This is a genomic window from Cedecea sp. FDAARGOS_727 (assembly GCF_012273235.1).
Taxonomy (GTDB): Bacteria; Pseudomonadota; Gammaproteobacteria; order Enterobacterales; family Enterobacteriaceae; genus Cedecea; species Cedecea davisae.
In genome coordinates this window covers 3,233,408-3,253,306 of the sequence record NZ_CP050966.1, presented here as the reverse complement: position 1 = coordinate 3,253,306, position 19,899 = coordinate 3,233,408, and the positions used below count along the sequence as shown (strand labels likewise).

The following is a 19,899-nucleotide window of genomic DNA, read 5'->3' as shown; positions in this document are numbered from 1 at the left end:
AGGGGGATTTGCAATGTCCCCCTTTTTCGCCGCACAATGACTTCACCGAGTTGTAACCGCGAGAACGTCATGAGTCAGAGCCACTTCTTTGCCCACCTCTCCCGCCTGAAATTAATCAACCGCTGGCCGCTAATGCGCAATGTTCGCACCGAAAACGTGTCTGAACACAGCCTGCAGGTCGCGATGGTTGCCCACGCTCTGGCGGTCATAAAAAACCGAAAGTTCAGCGGCAATGTGAATGCCGAGCGTATTGCGCTGCTGGCGATGTACCACGATGCCAGCGAAGTGCTGACCGGGGATCTGCCCACACCGGTGAAATACTTCAATTCGCAGATTGCCCATGAGTACAAAGCGATTGAGAAAATTGCCCAGCAGAAGCTGATTGAGATGGTGCCGGAAGAGCTGCGCGACATCTGGGAACCGCTGATCGACGAGCACAGCTACAGCGAAGATGAGAAAGCGCTGGTCAAGCAGGCTGACGCGCTCTGTGCCTATCTGAAGTGTCTGGAAGAGCTGTCGGCGGGTAATAACGAGTTTTTACTGGCAAAAGGACGGCTGGAAAAGACGCTTGCCGAGCGCCATAGCGAAGAGATGGACTATTTTATGCGTATCTTCGTCCCGAGTTTCCAGCTTTCTCTGGATGAGATTAGCCAGGACTCACCGCTTTAAACACTTCCCCCTAGCTCTGCCCCTCCCCCCAAAAGGGCGAGGGGACTAAAAACACACCCCATATACTCAGAGCGGCTTTCTCCTTTCCCCAAAGAGGAGACAGGGATGAGGGTAAGTATCAGAACGGGAATAACATCGGCACCATGACCACGCTGACGATCATCACAATGATAGTAAACGGCACGCCCAGCTTCACAAAGTCGCTAAACTTGTAGTTCCCCGGAGCCATAACCAGCGTATTCACCGGCGATGAGACCGGCGTCATAAACGCCGCGGACGCGGCCAGGGCTACAATCATCGCGAAAGGATAAGGCGAAACGCCCATCGACTTCGCCGCGGCCAGCGCAATCGGCGCCATCAATACCGCAGTAGCGGTATTAGAGATAAACAGCCCGATTGTCGCGCACATCACGAACAGGCAAACCAGCATAATGTAAGGCCCGTAGCCGCCGCCAAACTCCATCAGCCCGCGGACAATTAAATCCACCCCGCCGGTTTTTTGCAGCGCCAGGGCAAAAGGCATCATGCCGACGATAAGGATAATGCTCGGCCAGTGAATCGCCTTGTAGGCGCTCTCCATATCAATACAGCGGAATTTGCCCATCAGCATACAGGCGATAATGGCGGCAATCGGGTTAGGAATTTCATCGGTCAGCATCAGCGCAACCATCAGCGCCAGGCAGAAAATAGCGTGCGGAGCCTGGCTATGGGCGGGAGACGCGTCCCTCTCTTCCACCGGCAAGTTCAGCACCAGGAAGTCACGGCTCTGCTGCGAAAGCTCCTTGATTAACTTCCAGTCGCCGACCACCAGCATGATATCGCCAAGCTCAATGGGTTCATTAACCAGCGCGCCTTCAATGGCCTCTCCGCTGCGCCGCAGCCCAACAACGTTAAGCCCGTAGCGGGTTCGGAACGCCATCTCTCTCAGCGTTTGCCCGGTCAGCTCTGACTCCGGCACCAGCGACACTTCGGCCATGCCGACGTCGAGGGCCTGGTCAGAAAAATATTCGCCACGCAGGATGAGCGGCTCCAGCATTTGCTCGCCGCAAAACTCCCGCAAATCCACTTCAGAAGCAGACATGTCTATCAGAAGAACATCACCGGAACGGAACTCGGTAATGCCGGTAACGTTGACGATGACCCGGCGGAACCTGCGCCAGCGTTCAATACCGATAACGTTGGCCCCGTAACGCTCGCGCAGCTTCAGGTCATCAAGCCTGCGGCCAACCATGGGCGAGCCGGAGCGAATCGCCAGCCGACGCGCCCGCCCGGTAAGGCGATAATCTTTGATCAGATCTCGAAAAGAACGGCGCTTCCAGCTCTCTTTCCCAGGCTCTTCGCCCTGCCCTTTAAGCGCAAAGCGCACCACCAGCATATAGAGAACACCCAGCACCAGAACCGCCAGGCCGATTGGCGTCACGCTGAAAAACTGGAAGCCCTCCAGCCCTTCACGCAGCAATTCGCTGTTAATCACCAGGTTCGGCGGGGTCGCGACCAGCGTCATCATGCCGCTGATTAGCCCGGCAAAGCTTAGCGGCATCATCAGTCTGGAAGGCGGGATTTTCATTCGCATTGAAACGCTAAGAACCACCGGGATAAAGATAGCCACCACGCCGGTTGAGCTCATAAACGCTCCCAGGCCGGCCACGGTGACCATTAACAAAACCAGCATTTTGGTTTCGCTGCTGCCTGCAACCTCAACCAGCCAGCTGCCCATTTTGGTTGCCACGCCGGTGCGGACCAGCCCGTCGCCGATGATAAACAGCGCGGCTATCAGGATGACATTAGGATCGCTGAACCCGGAAAACGCTTCACTGAGGCTCAAGGTGCCGCTGAGAACAAAAGCGACGATCACCAACAGGGCCACCGCATCCATTCGCATCTTCCCGGTAGCGAACAGCAGCACGGCAATGCCCAATAATGACAATACCCAAATGAGTTCCGAATTCAAAACGAGTCCCTGTATGGCAGAAAGTAGATGAATTGAATGTAGACGAGAATGCCATAAAAAAACCCCGCAAATGCGGGGTCAAATCATGGGATTAGTGTTTTCTTAACACTTCGACGCTGCCGTCGGGAGATTTTTGAATCAGCAATTCGGTGAGCGAGGAAAGGACATAATCCACGTGCTCCAGCCGCGGCGTATCCGCCGGGGCATTAACCGCGATAACGTGGCAACCGGCCGCAAGACCAGACAGCACGCCAGCGGGCGCATCTTCAACAACTACGCACTCTTCCGGCTCAAGGCCCAGCAGCTGAGCACCCAGCAGGTAAGCGTCCGGCTCCGGTTTGCCACGCGCAACGCGCTCTGCGGTAACAAAAACTTCCGGCTCCGGCAGGCCACCCGCTTTACGGCGAGCGGATGCAACCGGCACGGAGCCGGAGGTGACGATAGCCCACGGAATACCGGCCTCGTTCAGATGAGCCAGCAGCTCTGCGGCACCCGGCAGCGCAACGATGCCGTCGGTGTCTTCAGACTCCAGCTTCTCAAGGCGCAGAAACTCCTGCTGGATCTCCTCTTCAGCGGCACCGGCCATAAAGTGGCGCAATGAAGTAATCGCCTGCTTGCCGTGGATGAAGCCTAATACCTCTTCCGGGGAAATATCAAAACGCTTCGCCCAGTTAACCCACGCGCGCTCAACGGCAGGCAGGGAATCGACCAGCGTACCATCCAAATCAAACAAGAAACCTTTACACTTCACTACGCTCTCTCCTCAGGCATTGGTAATCTGCGCAATCTCGTTGGCGCTTAAATGATACTGGCGCGGGCAGGCGTGCCACACTTTCAGCATTCGTTGGTATTTGTCCCACATTGGGGTTTGCGCGTTGAAGCCGTGCGTTCCCGCGTCGAAATGGGTGTAACGCCCTTCGATATTCACCATAAAGCGAACATAACCGAGGAAACGGGCTTCGGTCGCGGCATCAAAGCCCATAAAGGTGACGCGGCGTTCGTCGATGTCCTGGCTATCTTTCAGGTTGGTCCAGGAAACGTGCAGCGCGTGGTACATCTCCATGATGTCGATGACGATGCGGCAGGTCTCTTCTTTCAGCTCGCCAAATTCACGATCCAGCTCGCGCATTTGCAGGCCATAGCCGCGTTCGATAATGGTTTGCAGACGACGATAGCGCTCGGCGTTATCCGGGTCCATCATCGTCATCATCTTGTACTGGTTGGATAAAATCAGACGTTGCGCGTTAGTCATTTCCATTTCCTGACTCCTTTAGTGCATGGAAAATTCAGATGAATTACCTTAAATAATTCGGGTTGCAGAAAGGCGACTGCGCCTCTGCGCGCCCGAAATATGGCGGGTATAACCTGTAAGAAAGTATGCCTTCCTTTATATGCGCAACCGAGGGGTAATTACAAATCATCCAGGAAAGTTTTATCCAGCTGCTTGAAAGCGCGCTTAAGCACGTCCGCCAGCGCCTGATAGTCCGGCTTGCCTTCTACCGGTGCCAGCGCCTGGCCCGCTTCCTGAAGTTTCACACGAACTTCATAAAACCATTGTAAGGTCGTCGGCGGGAGCGGCGTAACCGAGCGCTTGCCCAGCCACCATAAGCCCTGCATCGGCAGGCTACAGGCAAAAAGAGCTGTAGCCACCGCCGGGCCAAGCTGGCCGCCAAGGGCAATCTGCCAGCTCAGGGTGAATACCGCCAGCGGCGGCATAAAGCGAATGGCGTAGCGGGTGGCACGAATCACACGGTTTTCGATAAAAACCGGCGCCAGGCGCTTATCCAGCGGCCAGGTCTTCGAGTAATGTTGCCCACGTCCGAACAGGCTAAACCAGCTTACATGGCTATTCTGGGGTGTCGACATGGCTCATACCTCAACTCTACATATAAAAAATAAAATAATTTTGCAACACAGCAACTCTAAATGACATCGTTCAAAAAATTTTGTCTTTACGAGCCTCTATCTGCTACCCTGTGCCGGCCTTTGATGGCCGTAGTTGGGAAACAACACGCTGTCAAACATTCTTTTACATCGCCGTGACCTGCAGCTTCGGTAATATGGCGTAAACTCTGAGTAATTTTATTCGCCATGCCAAAAAACGCTTCTGGCATGACGTTAATCATAAATGTCCGCGTCATCATGCGCTACGCTGATAGACTAACTGACGTTTTTTTAGCCACGTATCAAAAATAGGTACTTCCATGTCGAGTAAGCTAGTACTGGTTCTGAACTGCGGTAGCTCATCACTGAAATTCGCAATTATCGATGCTGTAAACGGTGAAGAGTACCTTTCTGGTTTAGCAGAATGTTTCCATCTTCCTGAAGCCCGCATCAAATGGAAACTGGAAGGCGCTAAACAAGAAGCGGCTCTGGGTGCAGGTGCCGCTCACAGCGAAGCTCTTAACTTCATCGTTAATAAGATTCTGGCAGAAAAACCAGAATTGTCTGCTCAGCTGACCGCTATTGGTCACCGTATCGTACACGGCGGCGAAAAATACACCAGCTCAGTAGTGATTGACGATTCTGTTATTCAGGGTATCAAAGATTCTGCCTCTTTTGCACCGCTGCATAACCCGGCACACCTGATTGGCATCGCTGAAGCGCTGAAATCCTTCCCTAATCTGGCTGATAAAAACGTTGCCGTGTTCGACACCGCGTTCCATCAGACCATGCCGGAAGAGTCTTACCTCTATGCCCTGCCGTACAAATTGTACAAAGAGCACGGCGTTCGTCGCTATGGCGCACACGGCACCAGCCACTTCTACGTGACTCAGGAAGCAGCAAAAATGCTGAACAAGCCGGTTGATGAACTGAACATCATCACCTGCCACCTGGGCAACGGCGGTTCCGTTTCCGCTATCCGTAACGGCAAATGCGTTGACACCTCCATGGGTCTGACCCCGCTGGAAGGCCTGGTCATGGGCACCCGTTCCGGCGACATCGACCCGGCAATCATCTTCCACCTGCACGACACTCTGGGCATGAGCGTGGAAGACATCAACAAAATGCTGACCAAAGAGTCCGGCCTGCTGGGTCTGACCGAAGTCACCAGCGACTGCCGCTATGTTGAAGACAACTACACCACTAAAGAAGACGCTAAACGTGCAATGGACGTTTACTGCCACCGTCTGGCGAAGTACATCGGCTCCTACACCGCGCTGATGGAAGGCCGTCTGGACGCAGTAGTCTTCACCGGCGGTATCGGTGAAAACGCCGCAATGGTACGTGAGCTGTCTCTGGGCAAACTGGGCGTACTGGGCTTCGACGTTGACCACGAGCGCAACCTGGCCGCACGTTTTGGCAAGTCTGGCTTCATCAACAAAGAAGGCACTCGCCCGGCGGTGGTCATCACCACCAACGAAGAGCTGGTCATTGCGCAAGACGCATCCCGCCTGACCGCCTGATTCCCTCGCCGCCAGCCTTAGCTGGCGGTGTTGTTTTCTGAGTCGAGTGAGCCTGAGTGCTCGCGAAAACGAAAGAGGTTATACCGTGTCCCGTACTATTATGCTGATCCCTACCGGAACCAGCGTCGGCCTTACCAGCGTAAGCCTAGGCGTTATCCGTGCTATGGAACAAAAAGGCGTTCGCCTGAGCGTCTTCAAACCTATCGCCCAGCCGCGTACCGGTGGCGATAGCCCGGACCAGACCACCAGCATCATCCGCGCTAACTCCACCATCCCGGCCGCTGAGCCGCTGAACATGGGCCACGTTGAATCCCTGCTGTCCAGCAATCAGCAGGACGTGCTGATGGAAGAGATTATCGCCAACTACCACGCCAGCAGCAAAGATGCTGAAGTGGTGCTGGTTGAAGGCCTGGTGCCTACCCGCAAACATCAGTTTGCTCAGGCGCTGAACTACGAAATTGCCAAAACCCTGAATGCCGAAATCGTCTTCGTTATGTCTCTGGGCAACGACTCTCCGGAGCAGCTTAAAGAGCGTATCGAACTGACCAGCAGCAGCTTCGGCGGCAGCAAAAACACCAACATCACCGGCGTGATTATCAACAAGCTGAACGCCCCGGTTGATGAGCAGGGCCGCACTCGCCCTGACCTGTCTGAAATCTTCGACGACTCCAGCAAAGCCAGCATCGCGAATATCGATCCTAAGCAGCTGTTTGCCGACAGCCCGCTGCCGGTTCTGGGCTGCGTGCCGTGGAGCTTCGAGCTTATCGCCACCCGCGCTATCGACATGGCTCGCCACCTGAATGCGACCGTGATCAACGAAGGTGACATCAATACTCGCCGCGTGAAGTCCGTAACCTTCTGCGCGCGCAGCATCCCACACATGCTGGAACACTTCCGCCCTGGCTCCCTGCTGGTTACCTCAGCAGACCGCCCGGATGTGCTGGTTGCCGCCTGTCTGGCCGCAATGAACGGCGTTGAAATCGGCGCAATCCTGCTGACCGGCGGGTACGAAATGGACCCGCGCATCAGCAAGCTGTGCGAGCGTGCATTCGCGACCGGCCTGCCGCTGTTCATGGTTGACACCAACACCTGGCAGACTTCTCTGAGCCTGCAGAGCTTCAACCTGGAAGTCCCAACCGACGACCATCAGCGTATCGAAAAAGTGCAGGAATATGTGGCAAGCCACATCGATGCCAACTGGATCGAATCCCTGACCGCGACCTCCGAGCGTAGCCGCCGCCTGTCTCCTCCTGCGTTCCGCTACCAGCTGACCGAACTGGCCCGTAAAGCCGGTAAACGCGTTGTGCTGCCGGAAGGTGACGAGCCGCGTACCGTTAAAGCCGCTGCAATCTGTGCAGAGCGCGGCATCGCGACCTGCGTGCTGCTGGGTAACCCGGATGAAATCACCCGCGTTGCTGCCGCTCAGGGCGTAGAACTGGGCGCCGGCATTGAAATCGTTGATCCTGAAGTGGTTCGCGAAAGCTACGTTGCTCGCCTGGTTGAGCTGCGTAAGAGCAAAGGCATGACCGAAGCCGTTGCCCGCGAACAGCTGGAAGACAACGTGGTTCTGGGTACGCTGATGCTGGAACAGGACGAAGTTGACGGCCTGGTTTCCGGTGCGGTTCACACCACCGCGAACACCATTCGTCCGCCTCTGCAGCTGATCAAAACTGCACCGGGCAGCTCCCTGGTTTCTTCCGTGTTCTTCATGCTGCTGCCTGAACAGGTTTACGTTTACGGCGACTGTGCGATTAACCCGGACCCAACCGCTGAGCAACTGGCAGAAATCGCGATTCAGTCCGCTGACTCCGCTGCCGCATTCGGTATTGACCCACGCGTTGCAATGCTGTCTTACTCCACCGGCAACTCCGGCGCGGGTAGCGACGTTGAGAAAGTGCGTGAAGCAACCCGTATCGCTCAGGAAAAACGCCCAGACCTGGTTATCGACGGCCCGCTGCAGTACGACGCAGCAGTTATGGCTGACGTTGCCAAGTCTAAAGCGCCAAACTCTCCTGTTGCCGGGCGTGCTACCGTGTTCATCTTCCCTGACCTGAACACCGGTAACACCACTTATAAAGCGGTACAGCGTTCTGCCGACCTGATCTCCATCGGGCCGATGCTGCAGGGTATGCGCAAGCCGGTTAACGACCTGTCCCGTGGCGCGCTGGTTGACGATATCGTCTACACCATCGCTCTGACCGCGATTCAGTCCGCTCAGCAAGAGTAATCTCGTTGAGATAAAAAAGGGCAGCCGCCTGGCTGCCCTTTTTATTGCTATTGCCCGCTACAGCAGCTCTTTAGCCGCTTTCACAATCTCCCGCGCCGTCAGGCCATATTCCTGCTGCAAGAACTCCTGAGTTCCCACCTGGCCGTAACGTTCCTTCACGCCCACCCTGCGCATCGGCACCGGGCAGGTTTCAACTAGCACTTCCGCTACCGCTGAACCCAGCCCGTTATGGATGCTGTGGTTTTCGCAGGTCACGATACGCCCGGTTTTTTCCGCATAGTTCTTCACCAGCATGCGGTCGATAGGCTTGAGGGTGAACATATCGATAACCGCCGCGCTTACGCCCTCTTTCTCCAGTTCCTGAGCCGCCTTAAGCGCCTCTGTAACCATAATGCCGTTGGCAATCAGCGTGATATCCGTGCCCTCGCGCAGCACGTTGCCCTTGCCGATGGTAAATGTCGAACCTTCCTCATAAACCGTCGCGGCCTGCTTGCGGATGGTGCGCACCCAGTAGAAACCTTCCAGTTCGATAAGCTGACGCAGAATATCTTTAAACATCACCGCATCGGTCACCTCCAGCACCACCGAGTGGGCCAGCCCGCGCACGATACCCATATCTTCAAAAGACATATGAGTGCCGCCGTTGTGGCAGGCGGTCACCCCGGCATCCGAGGCGATAACCTTAACGTTGTTGCGCTGGTAATCCAGCGACATAAAGAGCTGGTCGAAGCAGCGACGGCTGGCGAAGGCGGTAAAGGTATGAACGAACGGTTTACGTCCGGTCAGAGACAGGCCCGCCGACACGCCGATAACATTGGCTTCCATAATGCCGCAGTTGATAACGTGCTGCGGGTTGTCGCGCTGTACGCCATCCATTGCCATAGAACTCATCAGATCGGCTTCCAGGGCGATAATGCCGCTATCGGCTTTTATCTGCTGCTGCACAAAACCGGCGTAAATCTTACGCATCTCTACGGCGTCCTGAGCGCCCGACTGGCTTACCTTAATCATGTCTCGCCTCCAGTTGCTCAATGGCCTGCTCAAGCGCCTGCTTTGACTGCTCCGTCAGGCGCAGGTGGTGTGAATTGCCCAGTTGCTCAAGGTATGGAACGCCCTGCCCTTTAATACTGTCGAGGACAACCAGAAGAGGACGCTGCTCGCCGCCGCGGGCGGGTTTAACCGCCGCCAGCAGCCCGGCGACGTCCTCGCCTTTCACCTTCACGACGTCGAAGCCAAAGGCGCTGAACTTCTCTTCCAGACTGAAAGCGCAGATGATTTCATCCAGCTCGCCGTCCAGCTGCTGCTTGTTCCAGTCCACGAACACCGTCAGGTTATTAAGCCGGTGATGAGCGATAAACTGGAAAGCCTCCCAGCACTGCCCCTCATTCAGCTCCCCGTCTCCCACGATGCAGAACACGCGGTTGCGGCGCTGCGCCAGTTTGTGCGACAGCGCGATACCGGCGGCAATTGAAATCCCCTGCCCCAGCGAACCGGTCGTCGCATCCACCCCTCGCGTCTTCAGCCTGTCAGGATGGCTAGGCAGCGTGGTGCCGTTCTGGTTCAGCGTCGCCAGTTGCTCAACGGGGAAGTAGCCTTTCAGCGCCAGCGTGCTGTACAGCGCCGGGCCAGCGTGCCCTTTTGAGAGCACGAAGTAATCGCGCTCCGGCCAGTCCGGGTCGCCCGGGTCAACGTTCATCACCTCGCCGTACAGCACCGCCAGCGTTTCGACCACCGACATACTGCCGCCGTAGTGGCCGAATCCCAACTGGGTGAGCGCCTTTAGCGTCTCCACCCGAATATCACGCGCAAACCGCGTAACGTCAGCCAGTTCACTCATCATTTAGCCCCCGTATTGTCTTCAGTTTGCGCGGCAGCCGCGCCTTTTCCCTTACCCAGGTAGTTAAAGCCGACCAGCACCGCAAAGATGGCAACCACCAGCGCGGTAATCGCCGTTGGCGACAGGAAGCGCGCCAGGTTACCCAGCACGATGCCCACCACGCCGAAATCGGCATCCGAGAAGGTGGTGTTAGCGAAGCCGAGCGCGCCAAGCACAGGCAGCAGCAGGACCGGCAGGAAGGTGATCAGCAAGCCGTTGGCGAAAGCGCCGACCATTGCCCCACGGCGACCTCCGGTAGCGTTACCAAACACGCCAGCAGTAGCGCCGGTGAAGAAGTGCGGCACCACGCCGGGCAGGATAAGCACCAGCTTCATCTGCCCGAGCAGGAACAAGCCGACCAGGCCGCCAAGGAAGCTGAACAGGAAGCCAATCAGTACGGCATTTGGCGCGTAAGGATAAACCACCGGGCAGTCCAGCGCCGGGCGGGCGTTTGGCACCAGCTTCTCGGAGAAGCCGGTAAACGCCGGGACTATCTCAGCCAGGATCAGGCGCACGCCCTGCAGGATGATGAACACCCCGGCCGCGAAGGTAATTGCCTGAATAATTGAGTAAACCAGGAAGTTTTGACCGCCGCTTAGCTTCTCTTCTACATACGACTGGCCGGCGCAAATCGCGAGGATCATGTAGATAATTATCATGGTCAGCGAGATGGAAATGGAGCTGTCGCGCAGGAAGCTAAGGTTCTTCGGCAGGTTCATCTCTTCCGTTGAACGTGAGCCTTTCCCGCACTTGCTGCCTATCCAGCCGGAGAGCACGTAACCCAGCGTACCAAAGTGACCAAAGCCGATATCATCCGTGCCGGTAATGCGGCGCATATAGCGCTGAGCGATTGCCGGGAAGAAGGCCATGATCAGGCCGAGGATCAGAGATCCGGTGAACACCAGCCCCACGCCCTCAAAGCCCGCCACCGTCAGGATCACGCCAATCATACAGGCCATATAGAAGGTGTGATGCCCGGTCAGGAATATGTATTTCAGGCGCGTAAAGCGGGCGACAATAATGTTTGCCACCATCCCAAAAGCCATAATTAATGCGGTTGATGCGCCATATTTTTCTAGCGCAATAGAAACAATCGCCTCGTTATTTGGAATAATCCCCTGAATATTGAAAGCGTGTTCAAACATCCCGCCCAGCGGATTTAAAGAACCGACTAATACGGTTGCGCCGCCGCCCAGAACAATAAAACCTAAAACCGTTTTAATGGAGCCTTTGACGACATCAGAAAAGGACTTCTTTTGCGCCACCAAGCCAATAAGTGCGATAAGCCCTACGAGAATCGCCGGGACTTTGAGTATATCGACTATAAAATTCAGCGTGCCAAGGATAAACATATCCGCCTCCGCTTATTTTTATGATTAACGGCTGGCAAAATAAGCACTAAGCTTATTTTCCAGTTCGTTGATATCTATTATGTTATTGATAACAACCAGTTGGCTATCCGGCAGGCTGGCGCTGGCGGCAATGTCCTTCGCCATCACAAACACATCTGCCGCGCCCGGCGTCGCGGAGGATAAATCTGAATGCTCCACCTCGGCTTCAATATTGAGTTTTTTGAGTACTTTTTTAATATTCATCTCGACCATAAAGCTGCTGCCGAGACCGGAACCGCAGATTGCCATTATCTTCATGATTATTACCTTATTGTTTTAAGTAGAGTACAAACACATCGCATTTTTCAATGCAACGTAAAATACCTTGGTGTTAAGTTTATAAAATCAGAATCGATTAATGATTTCTGTTATTTCCTCCAGGTTCGTTGCCTGATGAAGTAATGCCATGTCATGCTCGCTGGAAAATAATTCAGAGAGCGCTGAGATCATTTCAATATGGCTGTGGCTATCGGGCGCGGCCAGCATAATAATAACGTCTACCGGGTCGTTATCTTGCGAACCGAAGCTCACTCCCTGCTTCAGCTTAAGCAGCGAAAGTCCCAGCCCGCTTGCCCCTTCTTCAGGGCGAGCATGCGGCATCGCCAACCCCGGCGCCAGTACATAGTAAGGCCCAAGCTTTTGATGCTGCTGCATGATGGCCGTCAGATAGCACGGAGCAATCACGCCCGCCTCCAGCAGCGGCCTGGCGCTAAGCTCCAGCGCCTGCTGCCAGTTTTCCACGCCATCCTGAAGCAAAATAGTCTGCTGATGCAGCCATTGGTTAAGCACGAAAACCTCTCGAATTAGACGTTGATGATGGGCAAACTTTATTCAACGGCCTCGGGTTTAACTGTGATTGATATCACAAAGATAGCGCTACCAATGACTATCATTCGGTTTTGTGATAGCGCTATCAAAATGCAATCATTGCGTTAAATCGCATTAAGCACCACGATTTCAGGCGTATACTTGAGCGATATTTCCCCTTCCTTTTCAGGGGCCAACGTCAGCCTGGCGTTTTACAGGATCAGAATCAGGAATCACAATGTCCATAACCCGAAAGCGGCGTAGTACCGGTAAGGTGACGCTTGCAGATGTGGCTCAGCTCGCGGGCGTCGGTACGATGACGGTATCGCGAGCGCTACGAACTCCGGAGCAGGTTTCCGACAAATTACGCGAGAAAATTGAGGCCGCAGTTTCCGAACTCGGCTACATGCCAAATCTGGCCGCCAGCGCGCTGGCTTCAGCGTCTTCGTACACCATTGCGATGGTGGTGCCGAGCCTGGCAGAATCCGGCTGCAGCGAAATGTTTGCCGGATTGCAGCAAGTCCTGCAGCCCGCGGGGTTTCAGATTGTGCTGGCCGAGTCCCAGCACCGGCTGGAGCAGGAAGAGAAGCTGCTGGAGACGCTGCTGGCCTCGAATATTGCGGCAGCGATCCTACTCAGCGTCGAACATAGCGATACCGTGCGGGGCTGGCTAAACCACGCCAGCATTCCGGTGCTCGAAATTGGCGCTACCCGCTCAGATCCGCTGGATATGAATATCGGAATTGATAACGTCGCGGCAATGTTTGAACTGACCGAAATGCTCATCCAGCGCGGCTACCAGAATATCGGCCTGCTGTGCGCTAACCAGGAGCAGTGGATTTTCCAGCAGCACCTGCACGGCTGGTACAAAGCCATGCTGCGCCACCATATGTCTCCCAACAGGGTCATTAACGCCGCCGCCCCGCCAAATTTCTCCACCGGTGCTGCCCAACTGCCGGAGTTTTTGCTGGCCTGGCCGGAACTGGATGCCCTGGTATGCGTTTCGGACGAGCTGGCCTGCGGCGCGCTGTACGAATGCCAGCGCCGGCGCATCAAGGTGCCGGACGATTTAGCCGTAGTGGGGTTTGGCGATAGCGACGTAAGCCGGGTTTGCCAGCCCGCGCTGACCACCATCTCGGTCCCACATCGCAAAATTGGAATTGAAGCCGGGCGGGCGCTGCTGGCGAGGCTCAACGATGAAGAATGGAACCGCAGCCCGACAATTGCTTCATCGCTGTGTATGCGGGACAGTTGCTGATTTCTCCCGCCATTCTACCTCTCCCCCCAAAGAGGCGAAGGGATCTGAGACGTTCCCTCGCCTTCCACCGAGCGTACTATCAAATCCCTCAGCCATTTATGAGCCGGTTCGCGGTGCAGGTGCTCATGCCAGAGCATATTCATATCGAAGCCGGGAATATCTATCGGCGGCGGGAAATACTGCAACTGCGGGTTATTCTTAACCAGGCGCAGCGGCAGCATGCCGACCATATCTGTCGTGGCGATGGTGAAGACGGCAAACATAAAATGCGGTACAGAAAGCACCACTTTCCGGCTTAGCCCCATTTCAGACAAAACCTTATCGGTATTGCCCCAGAACCCACCGCCGTCCGGCGATATCATCACGTAGTCCAGTTCAAGAAACTGCCTGAGCTTTGGCGCAGTTTTCAGCAACGGGTGGCCAACGCGGCTTGCCAGGACATACTCTTCTCTGAAAAGCGTGCGGCTACGCAGCCCCTGTGGCGACTCTTCGGGAATATGAAAGAACAGATCAACCTTGTCCTGACCTGCCGATTTCGCCATATAAGAATTAGCGCCGCTTAGAATAGCCAGACGGGTTCCGGGCGCATCACGCCGCAGCATTTGTAGCACCGGCAGCAAAACCGTATTCTCGCAGTAATCCGCCGCAACCACCTGCCAGGTGTGGGACGACTCGCCGGGAATAAACGGCCCGGGAGGAGAAATAGCTTTATCGAGCATTCCCAGCGCCTCGCTCAGCGAGGCTCGCAGCAGCTCCGCACGGGCGGTAGGCCGCATGCCACGCGGGCCGGGCAAAAATAGCGGATCGTTCAGGCTTTTGCGCAATTTCGCCAGCTGCACGCTGACGGTAGGCTGCGAAAGGTTCAGCGCGCGGGCGGCACGCGTCACATTAGGATCCTTTAGTAACGCTTCCAGAGTGAGAAGAAGGTTGAGATCCAACTTTCTGAGATTATCCATTGCAATACCTGGTATCAGGGAAATTCATTTCTACTATACCGAACAACACAATAACATTCATCCCTGATGAAGTCCTGACGGAGAGCGCGATACGCTCAGCCCTCAGCGATATTTCTTAATATTACTATAAGCGCCAGTACAATTATTTCCAGTGCTGAAGAAAAAATTATTCATGACCCAAAATATGAATAATTACCCACCTTTTTAATTGTTATTCAAAACCTGAATAGCAAAATAATAAAACAGGAGATTAAAATGCCAACGGGTCTTTTTGCCTTAGCACTTGGGGCGTTCGGAATTGGTCTGACGGAATTTGGTATCGTCGGCCTGCTTCCGCAAATCGTTGCCGAATTTAATATTAGCGAGCAGGTAGCTGGCTATCTGGTTTCCGGTTATGCAATCAGCGTGGCGGTAGGCGCAATTGCCTTAACCTCAATTATGATCCGCATGGAACGTCGCTTAACGCTATTACTGCTGACCGCATTATTTATTGTTGGCAACCTTATTTCCGCCATGTCCACTAGCTACGAAACCCTGCTGTTTGGGCGTATCGTTGCGGCCCTGTGCCACGGCGCATTCTTCAGCGTGGGCGCGGTCGTTGCCTCTGATATGGTTGCGGGCGATAAAAAAGGTGCCGCTATCTCTCTGATGTTTGCCGGTCTTACCGTCTCCAATATCGTCGGCGTTCCTCTTGGCACCTTCGTTGGCCTCGAACTGGGCTGGCGCACCACCTTCTGGGCACTGTCTATTATCGGCCTGGTTACCATAGTCGGGATCAAAACCCTGGTTCCGCCGATGCCCGCTCATAAAGACACGAACCTTGGCCGCGAGTTTGCCGTTTTCAACCGTCCACAGGTCTGGGTTTCCGCTCTGCTTAGCGTGCTCTCCTTCGGCGGCGTAATCGGCGGCTTCACTTACATCGCCTTCACCCTGACTCAGGTTTCCGGCTTTGCCACGCAGACCGTACCATGGCTGCTGGTGCTGTTCGGCGTGGGGACTTTCATCGGCAATATCTACGGCGGCAAAGCTGCGGATAAATCGCTGAATAAATCTCTCGGTGCCATTCTGCTGCTGCTCACCCTGGTGATGGCCTCCTTCGCGATGTTCGCCCAGAGCCAAATCATGACGGTCATTCTGATGCTGCTGATGGGCACCGTTGGGCTGGCTACCGCGCCAGGCCTGCAGCTGCGTATGATGAAATACGCCAGCGACGCGCCTACCGTGGCCTCCGGTACCAATATTGCCGCGTTTAACATCGGTAACGCTCTGGGGGCATGGCTCGGCGGCATGGCGCTGGATAAAGGCTTCGGCTTTGTCTCTCCGCTGTGGGTCGGGGCTGCACTGAGCCTGGCCGCGCTGGCTGTGGTTATCCTTGGCAGCGTAAACGGCGGGCTGAAAACCAGCCGCGTGCAGGGATAAGCCTTAACACAACAACTCAATAATTCTGTTATATCAGTGCTTATTAATACCATCAGAATAAACGCCGGTGAGAACTAAACATCCGTTCTCACCATAATTACTGATTAACATAAATAAGATAGCAGCCGTACCCGGTTATAAAACTCTTTCTCCACAAGAGCCTTTTCTGTTTTTTATAAAACAGGAACGGGCACGGCTGCTTTATAAATATGTCAATATTAATGAGATAAACAGATGAAAAATTCCAACATAGCAAAAGAGAGTGTGGCTGGCAGAAATAATATAGTGGGATTTTTCCCGGGCTTAGGCAGCCGGGTTATGTATAAGGATATTGGTGATTGCCTGTTACGTTCAGGAAATAAAGAAGTCGAACAAATATATTGTGAAGCGGCTGCTGCTATGGGGTACGGAAATCAACCAGAAAAAATGCTGATTACTCAGGCAACGCTTCCTTCCGGGAAAATGGAACAGCAAGGTTTTATCGGCGCCAGTTTCCTTATTCATAATTTAGCTCTGGCCGCCCTTTTGCGCGCAGAGGCTCACCGGCAAAATCAGGATCTTCATTTTCTCGCTTACAGCGGGGAAAGCTTCGGCATCATTAACTCGGCGGTAGCCAGCGGGGCGCTCAGCGTCAGCGACGGCGTAAAAATCGCCAATTTCTTTACCCCGTATATTCTACTGGCCTCCGATAAGCAGGACGATGCATTCAGCCAGTCTATTGCCGCCTGGTATCCGGCGGCGCTGCAAGCGCAAAACTTAATCCCCGAACCCTATTATGTCGTCGCCCTGCGCGGCAAAGAAAAACAGCTGGCGGAGGCATACGCCGCGCTACAGGAAGAATTTCTCAGCACCGAGATTGAACAACATAAAGCCTATAGTCCATGCCAAATCAATCTCTATGTGAAGACCAGCATCAAGTCATGCTTCGATATTTTTATGAAGAGCTACCCGGCGGTTGAGGTGAACAAGCTCAAAGAGCCGACCACGTTTCTCACCCATTCGGCGCAGCTTACTCCGCTTAAACAGGGGCTGGAGCAGTTCTTCATTGAGCGCCAGATTGTCTTTTGCGACCCGCATACGCCGGTGATTGCCAACCACAGCGAGCAGTTGCTGACCAGCAAAGAAGAGATACGCGCGGCGGTGCTGGCAATCATTGATTGCATTATGCTCTCGGCTACCACGGCCAGCATGGCAGATGCTCTGGGCGCTGACGCGATTGTTGAATTGGGTCTGGGAAATAAATCCGTCCAACTGCTGCGCGACAACGATATTCACACTCCGGCTTTATCCTTCACCGGCGCTCCCGGCGAAGCCGCGCTGATGGTACAGGCGTTGGGTGCTTTAAGCCGCATTCGTGACGGCAAAGAAGCCGCCGATATCTGTTCAGGTATCGACAGCTGGTTGAACGTAGCCCGCCAAAACGCCGAGTTCACCAGTCGTTTTTCAACCAAAATCGTGGAAGCTATCCAGCAGGTTGCGCCGCTCAGGCTGGAAATTAGCGGCTGCGCCCCGGTTAGCGTGGACAGCATCTACAAAAATAGCTGGCGCTATCGCGACTATTTGCAGCCGGGCGAGCGGGTATTGATGTCCCGCCTGAGACGCAATATTCACGGCACGGAACTCGATAAAAACCAGACCTACGCCGACCTCAAAATTCAGCGCAAGGATGGCGCAATTCGTTATCTGAAAACGCCGTTTATCATCCATGCGGAAAAAACGCTGTTCTACTTCTCCAGCCTCGATGAACTCAGCAATATTGCGGTGTTTAACTACCTGCAGGATTTAGCCTCCGCCCCAAATTACGCTGAAGTTTGCAGCCGTATAGCGGCGGAGCGCAATCATGGAGAGCCGCTGGACGGGTTGTTGCAGCTGCATACCGCTGAGGCGCCGCCTGAAACTCAGGTTATCCGACGTATCATCTTGCAAACGCTCGCTTTCGAGTTAATGCAGGTTCATCGTCCGGCGCTGGTTCAGCAGGCCAATACCTGCCTGGCGACCCGAGATTTTATCGGCTGGCTAGCCTGCCTCGTCGCCGTCGGGGCTGCATCGTTCGACAGCACGGTGCAGCTATGCCGCGATTACTACTCTTCACACAGCCGTAAAATGCTGCCGTGGGGCGGCGTTAAAAAATTTGCCGCCGAGCTTGGCGACGCCCGCGTTCCCGTGCTTTCCGTCAACGGACTGCCGCTGCTGGGGCACCGCGATCTTGAGGTCAACACGTTCAAAATCTTATTGGGTGATTTCCCCAATGAGCGCGTACAGGCTGCTCTCGACTGCCATCTGTCGGTGATAACCCTCGACGGCAGCCTGGTCGATAACTCGCTGGAAACCGAGCCTTATCAATCAGACATCATTCTTATCGCCTCCGCCCCGGAAATCTGGCTGCGTAAGCCGGAGCTGGCGCTGGAGCAGCGCGAACGTGAAGCGCAGACCTGGCTGACCGAAGAACATCGCCAGGTTTCCGACTACGCCAGCCGTCGTAATCTGCTTTGCAGCACCGTTAATGCCTACATTGAGGCGGACGAAGTCCCGCTGCAATTCTGCAACGGCGGCAGTGAATCGATGACCATGTTTATTCAGCGTGCGCCGCATGAGCCGGTGGTGGTTCGCAAAATATTAAGCGAGGCGCTAACCGCCGCCAAATGGCACGCGGGCGGCACTGGCGTGATGCTGCCTCCGTTCGCCAAAGCGGCACGCCAGGTAGACTATTTGCGCGCCCTGCCGGACAGCGTTAAACCGTGGTTCCCGCAGGTTTATGCCGTGACGGAACGCGAGATCCTGACCCCCGCCAGCCAGTCACGCGTGGGGAAAGCGACCTGCAAAGAAGTCATCTATGAAATGAGCCTGGTGGAAGGCGAGGAAGTCAGCCAGTTTATCGAGCGCAACGACCTTTCTCCGCGCCTGATTGCCCGGCTGTACGAAATCATCTTCACCTTCCTGCGAGACAACATCCATCGCGAAAACCGGGTAGCGGCCAGCGGCAACACGCTGGAGTCGTCCTATTTCCGCAAAATTGAAGATCGCCTCGCCCTGTGCCGCCAGACCGCGCCGGGCTGCTTCAGCCCTGAACTGCTGGATAGCGAGAAGATCGTTATCAACGGTCGCGAATACCTTAACAGCAAGGCTCTGCTGAGCGCCTTCCGCTCGCGCCCGGAGTACCAGCGCATGCTTGAGCCGGTTTGGCACTCTCTGGTGATGGGCGATACCAACACCGAGAACATCAAGATGGGCAACACCGCCCCGCTGTTGGCCGCTCAGGTGCTGATTAACCAGCACAGAAGCGAAGATGAGATAGCCCGGGCTCTGGCGGCCATCAGCGCCGAAGATATTCAGCTCCGGTTCCTCGATCCGCGGGCCATCGGCTACCAAAGCGAAGGTGCGGACTGCCGCGACGACTACATGTACGACAACAAGCCGTGGCACAACTCCCTCGGCCACTATGACGAAATTCATAACGAGCTGTTTAACCTCACCATGAGCCTGAACGCGGCCAAAAACCCGGTGGTTACCATCCAGTTCGCCGAAAGCAATGACTACCAGCGGACATACCGGATAACCGACTGCGCCGAAAAAAATATCAACCCGCTTAGCCAGCATGAAGTTGTGGGTATGGAGCGATATTTCGCCCAGGTGATGAGCACAGTCTATGACACCGCTAGCCCGGACTCGGTTTTCCTGCGGGAAGATCCGCACTGGCTGGTGCGCTTCGTGTTCATGATGGGCACGCACTTTACCGCCATGCCGCCGTTCCACTTCAGCTCCGAGCTGGACGGCACGATTAAAGACAGCATCCGTACCCAGCGCAGGCCGGTAGCAATCTACTGCGAAGGGATTAAGTGGCTCAATTGGGCCTTAGAAATTTTACAGGGCAAGCGCGACCAGTTCCTTGGCGTCAGCGTGCCTTATGTTGAACAGTTCGCCAAAGAGGCAATGTAACT

The 19,899-nt window shown here is 54.9% G+C and carries 16 protein-coding genes; 6 read left to right on the top strand and 10 right to left on the bottom strand.

The features are described 5' to 3' along the window. The first annotated feature begins 69 nt into the window (after positions 1-69). Positions 70-669: a 5'-deoxynucleotidase gene (gene yfbR / locus FOC35_RS15425; RefSeq protein WP_172569388.1), complete on the top strand. Its 600-nt coding sequence runs from the start codon at positions 70-72 to the stop codon at positions 667-669. Between the two features lie 118 nt (positions 670-787). Here the strand turns inward: yfbR and FOC35_RS15420 are convergent, their stop codons facing one another. The 4 genes from FOC35_RS15420 to yfbV form a co-directional block, all read right to left on the bottom strand. Then, positions 788-2,620, bottom strand: a complete 1,833-nt coding sequence (locus FOC35_RS15420; RefSeq protein ID WP_039898505.1) for an SLC13 family permease — start codon at positions 2,618-2,620, stop codon at positions 788-790. 91 nt (positions 2,621-2,711) lie between these two features. Then, entirely contained in the window at positions 2,712-3,371 is a 660-nt protein-coding gene (locus tag FOC35_RS15415) for a sugar phosphatase (RefSeq protein WP_172569387.1), read from the bottom strand. Between the two features lie 12 nt (positions 3,372-3,383). Continuing rightward, positions 3,384-3,878: a YfbU family protein gene (locus FOC35_RS15410; RefSeq protein WP_016537445.1), complete on the bottom strand. Its 495-nt coding sequence runs from the start codon at positions 3,876-3,878 to the stop codon at positions 3,384-3,386. A gap of 152 nt (positions 3,879-4,030) precedes the next feature. After that, positions 4,031-4,486 carry a terminus macrodomain insulation protein YfbV gene (gene yfbV, locus FOC35_RS15405; protein WP_016537446.1) on the bottom strand — a complete coding sequence of 152 codons (456 nt, stop codon included), beginning with the start codon at positions 4,484-4,486 and terminating at the stop codon, positions 4,031-4,033. A 338-nt stretch (positions 4,487-4,824) separates the two neighbouring features. Between yfbV and ackA the strand changes: the two genes are divergently transcribed. Both ackA and pta read left to right on the top strand, forming a co-directional pair. Then, positions 4,825-6,027, top strand: coding sequence for an acetate kinase (gene ackA, locus FOC35_RS15400; protein ID WP_172569386.1), 1,203 nt, complete (start codon positions 4,825-4,827; stop codon positions 6,025-6,027). Positions 6,028-6,112: 85 nt separating this feature from the next. Continuing rightward, a complete protein-coding gene (gene pta / locus FOC35_RS15395; RefSeq protein ID WP_038483321.1) occupies positions 6,113-8,254 on the top strand; it encodes a phosphate acetyltransferase in 2,142 nt (713 codons plus the stop codon). 57 nt (positions 8,255-8,311) lie between these two features. On the opposite strand, the gene FOC35_RS15390 is transcribed toward pta, so the two are convergent. From FOC35_RS15390 to FOC35_RS15370, 5 genes are all read right to left on the bottom strand, one after another. Next, complete coding sequence (locus FOC35_RS15390; protein ID WP_172569385.1) at positions 8,312-9,265, bottom strand: transketolase family protein; 954 nt, start codon at positions 9,263-9,265, stop codon at positions 8,312-8,314. Next, positions 9,258-10,091: a transketolase gene (locus FOC35_RS15385; protein WP_172570378.1), complete on the bottom strand. Its 834-nt coding sequence runs from the start codon at positions 10,089-10,091 to the stop codon at positions 9,258-9,260. Before FOC35_RS15385 ends, FOC35_RS15390 begins: the two co-directional genes overlap by 8 nt. Further along, a complete protein-coding gene (locus FOC35_RS15380; RefSeq protein WP_172569384.1) occupies positions 10,091-11,482 on the bottom strand; it encodes a PTS ascorbate transporter subunit IIC in 1,392 nt (463 codons plus the stop codon). Before FOC35_RS15380 ends, FOC35_RS15385 begins: the two co-directional genes overlap by 1 nt. Before the next feature lie 24 nt (positions 11,483-11,506). Further along, positions 11,507-11,779, bottom strand: a complete 273-nt coding sequence (locus FOC35_RS15375; RefSeq protein WP_016537453.1) for a PTS sugar transporter subunit IIB — start codon at positions 11,777-11,779, stop codon at positions 11,507-11,509. A gap of 87 nt (positions 11,780-11,866) precedes the next feature. After that, positions 11,867-12,310 carry a PTS sugar transporter subunit IIA gene (locus FOC35_RS15370; protein ID WP_172569383.1) on the bottom strand — a complete coding sequence of 148 codons (444 nt, stop codon included), beginning with the start codon at positions 12,308-12,310 and terminating at the stop codon, positions 11,867-11,869. 256 nt (positions 12,311-12,566) lie between these two features. Between FOC35_RS15370 and FOC35_RS15365 the strand changes: the two genes are divergently transcribed. Further along, on the top strand, positions 12,567-13,586 hold the full coding sequence (locus FOC35_RS15365) for a LacI family DNA-binding transcriptional regulator (RefSeq protein ID WP_016537455.1): 1,020 nt from the start codon (positions 12,567-12,569) through the stop codon (positions 13,584-13,586). A gap of 14 nt (positions 13,587-13,600) precedes the next feature. On the opposite strand, the gene FOC35_RS15360 is transcribed toward FOC35_RS15365, so the two are convergent. Beyond that, positions 13,601-14,542, bottom strand: a complete 942-nt coding sequence (locus tag FOC35_RS15360) for a LysR family transcriptional regulator (RefSeq protein WP_016537456.1) — start codon at positions 14,540-14,542, stop codon at positions 13,601-13,603. Positions 14,543-14,797: 255 nt separating this feature from the next. Here FOC35_RS15360 and FOC35_RS15355 point away from each other — a divergent pair, with 255 nt between their 5' ends. Beyond that, entirely contained in the window at positions 14,798-15,961 is a 1,164-nt protein-coding gene (locus tag FOC35_RS15355; protein ID WP_172569382.1) for an MFS transporter, read from the top strand. Positions 15,962-16,360: 399 nt separating this feature from the next. Beyond that, complete coding sequence (locus FOC35_RS15350; protein WP_172569381.1) at positions 16,361-19,897, top strand: ACP S-malonyltransferase; 3,537 nt, start codon at positions 16,361-16,363, stop codon at positions 19,895-19,897. Positions 19,898-19,899: the final 2 nt, after the last annotated feature.

Bases quoted from the DNA above. Each gene is read 5' to 3' on its own strand.
- yfbR (WP_172569388.1), top strand. From the start codon at position 70: ATGAGTCAGAGCCACTTCTTTGCCCACCTCTCCCGCCTGAAATTAATC.
- FOC35_RS15410 (WP_016537445.1), bottom strand. From the start codon at position 3,878: ATGGAAATGACTAACGCGCAACGTCTGATTTTATCCAACCAGTACAAG.
- yfbV (WP_016537446.1), bottom strand. From the start codon at position 4,486: ATGTCGACACCCCAGAATAGCCATGTAAGCTGGTTTAGCCTGTTCGGA.
- ackA (WP_172569386.1), top strand. From the start codon at position 4,825: ATGTCGAGTAAGCTAGTACTGGTTCTGAACTGCGGTAGCTCATCACTG.
- FOC35_RS15390 (WP_172569385.1), bottom strand. From the start codon at position 9,265: ATGATTAAGGTAAGCCAGTCGGGCGCTCAGGACGCCGTAGAGATGCGT.
- FOC35_RS15385 (WP_172570378.1), bottom strand. From the start codon at position 10,091: ATGAGTGAACTGGCTGACGTTACGCGGTTTGCGCGTGATATTCGGGTG.
- FOC35_RS15380 (WP_172569384.1), bottom strand. From the start codon at position 11,482: ATGTTTATCCTTGGCACGCTGAATTTTATAGTCGATATACTCAAAGTC.
- FOC35_RS15375 (WP_016537453.1), bottom strand. From the start codon at position 11,779: ATGAAGATAATGGCAATCTGCGGTTCCGGTCTCGGCAGCAGCTTTATG.
- FOC35_RS15365 (WP_016537455.1), top strand. From the start codon at position 12,567: ATGTCCATAACCCGAAAGCGGCGTAGTACCGGTAAGGTGACGCTTGCA.
- FOC35_RS15360 (WP_016537456.1), bottom strand. From the start codon at position 14,542: ATGGATAATCTCAGAAAGTTGGATCTCAACCTTCTTCTCACTCTGGAA.
- FOC35_RS15355 (WP_172569382.1), top strand. From the start codon at position 14,798: ATGCCAACGGGTCTTTTTGCCTTAGCACTTGGGGCGTTCGGAATTGGT.
- FOC35_RS15350 (WP_172569381.1), top strand. From the start codon at position 16,361: ATGGGGTACGGAAATCAACCAGAAAAAATGCTGATTACTCAGGCAACG.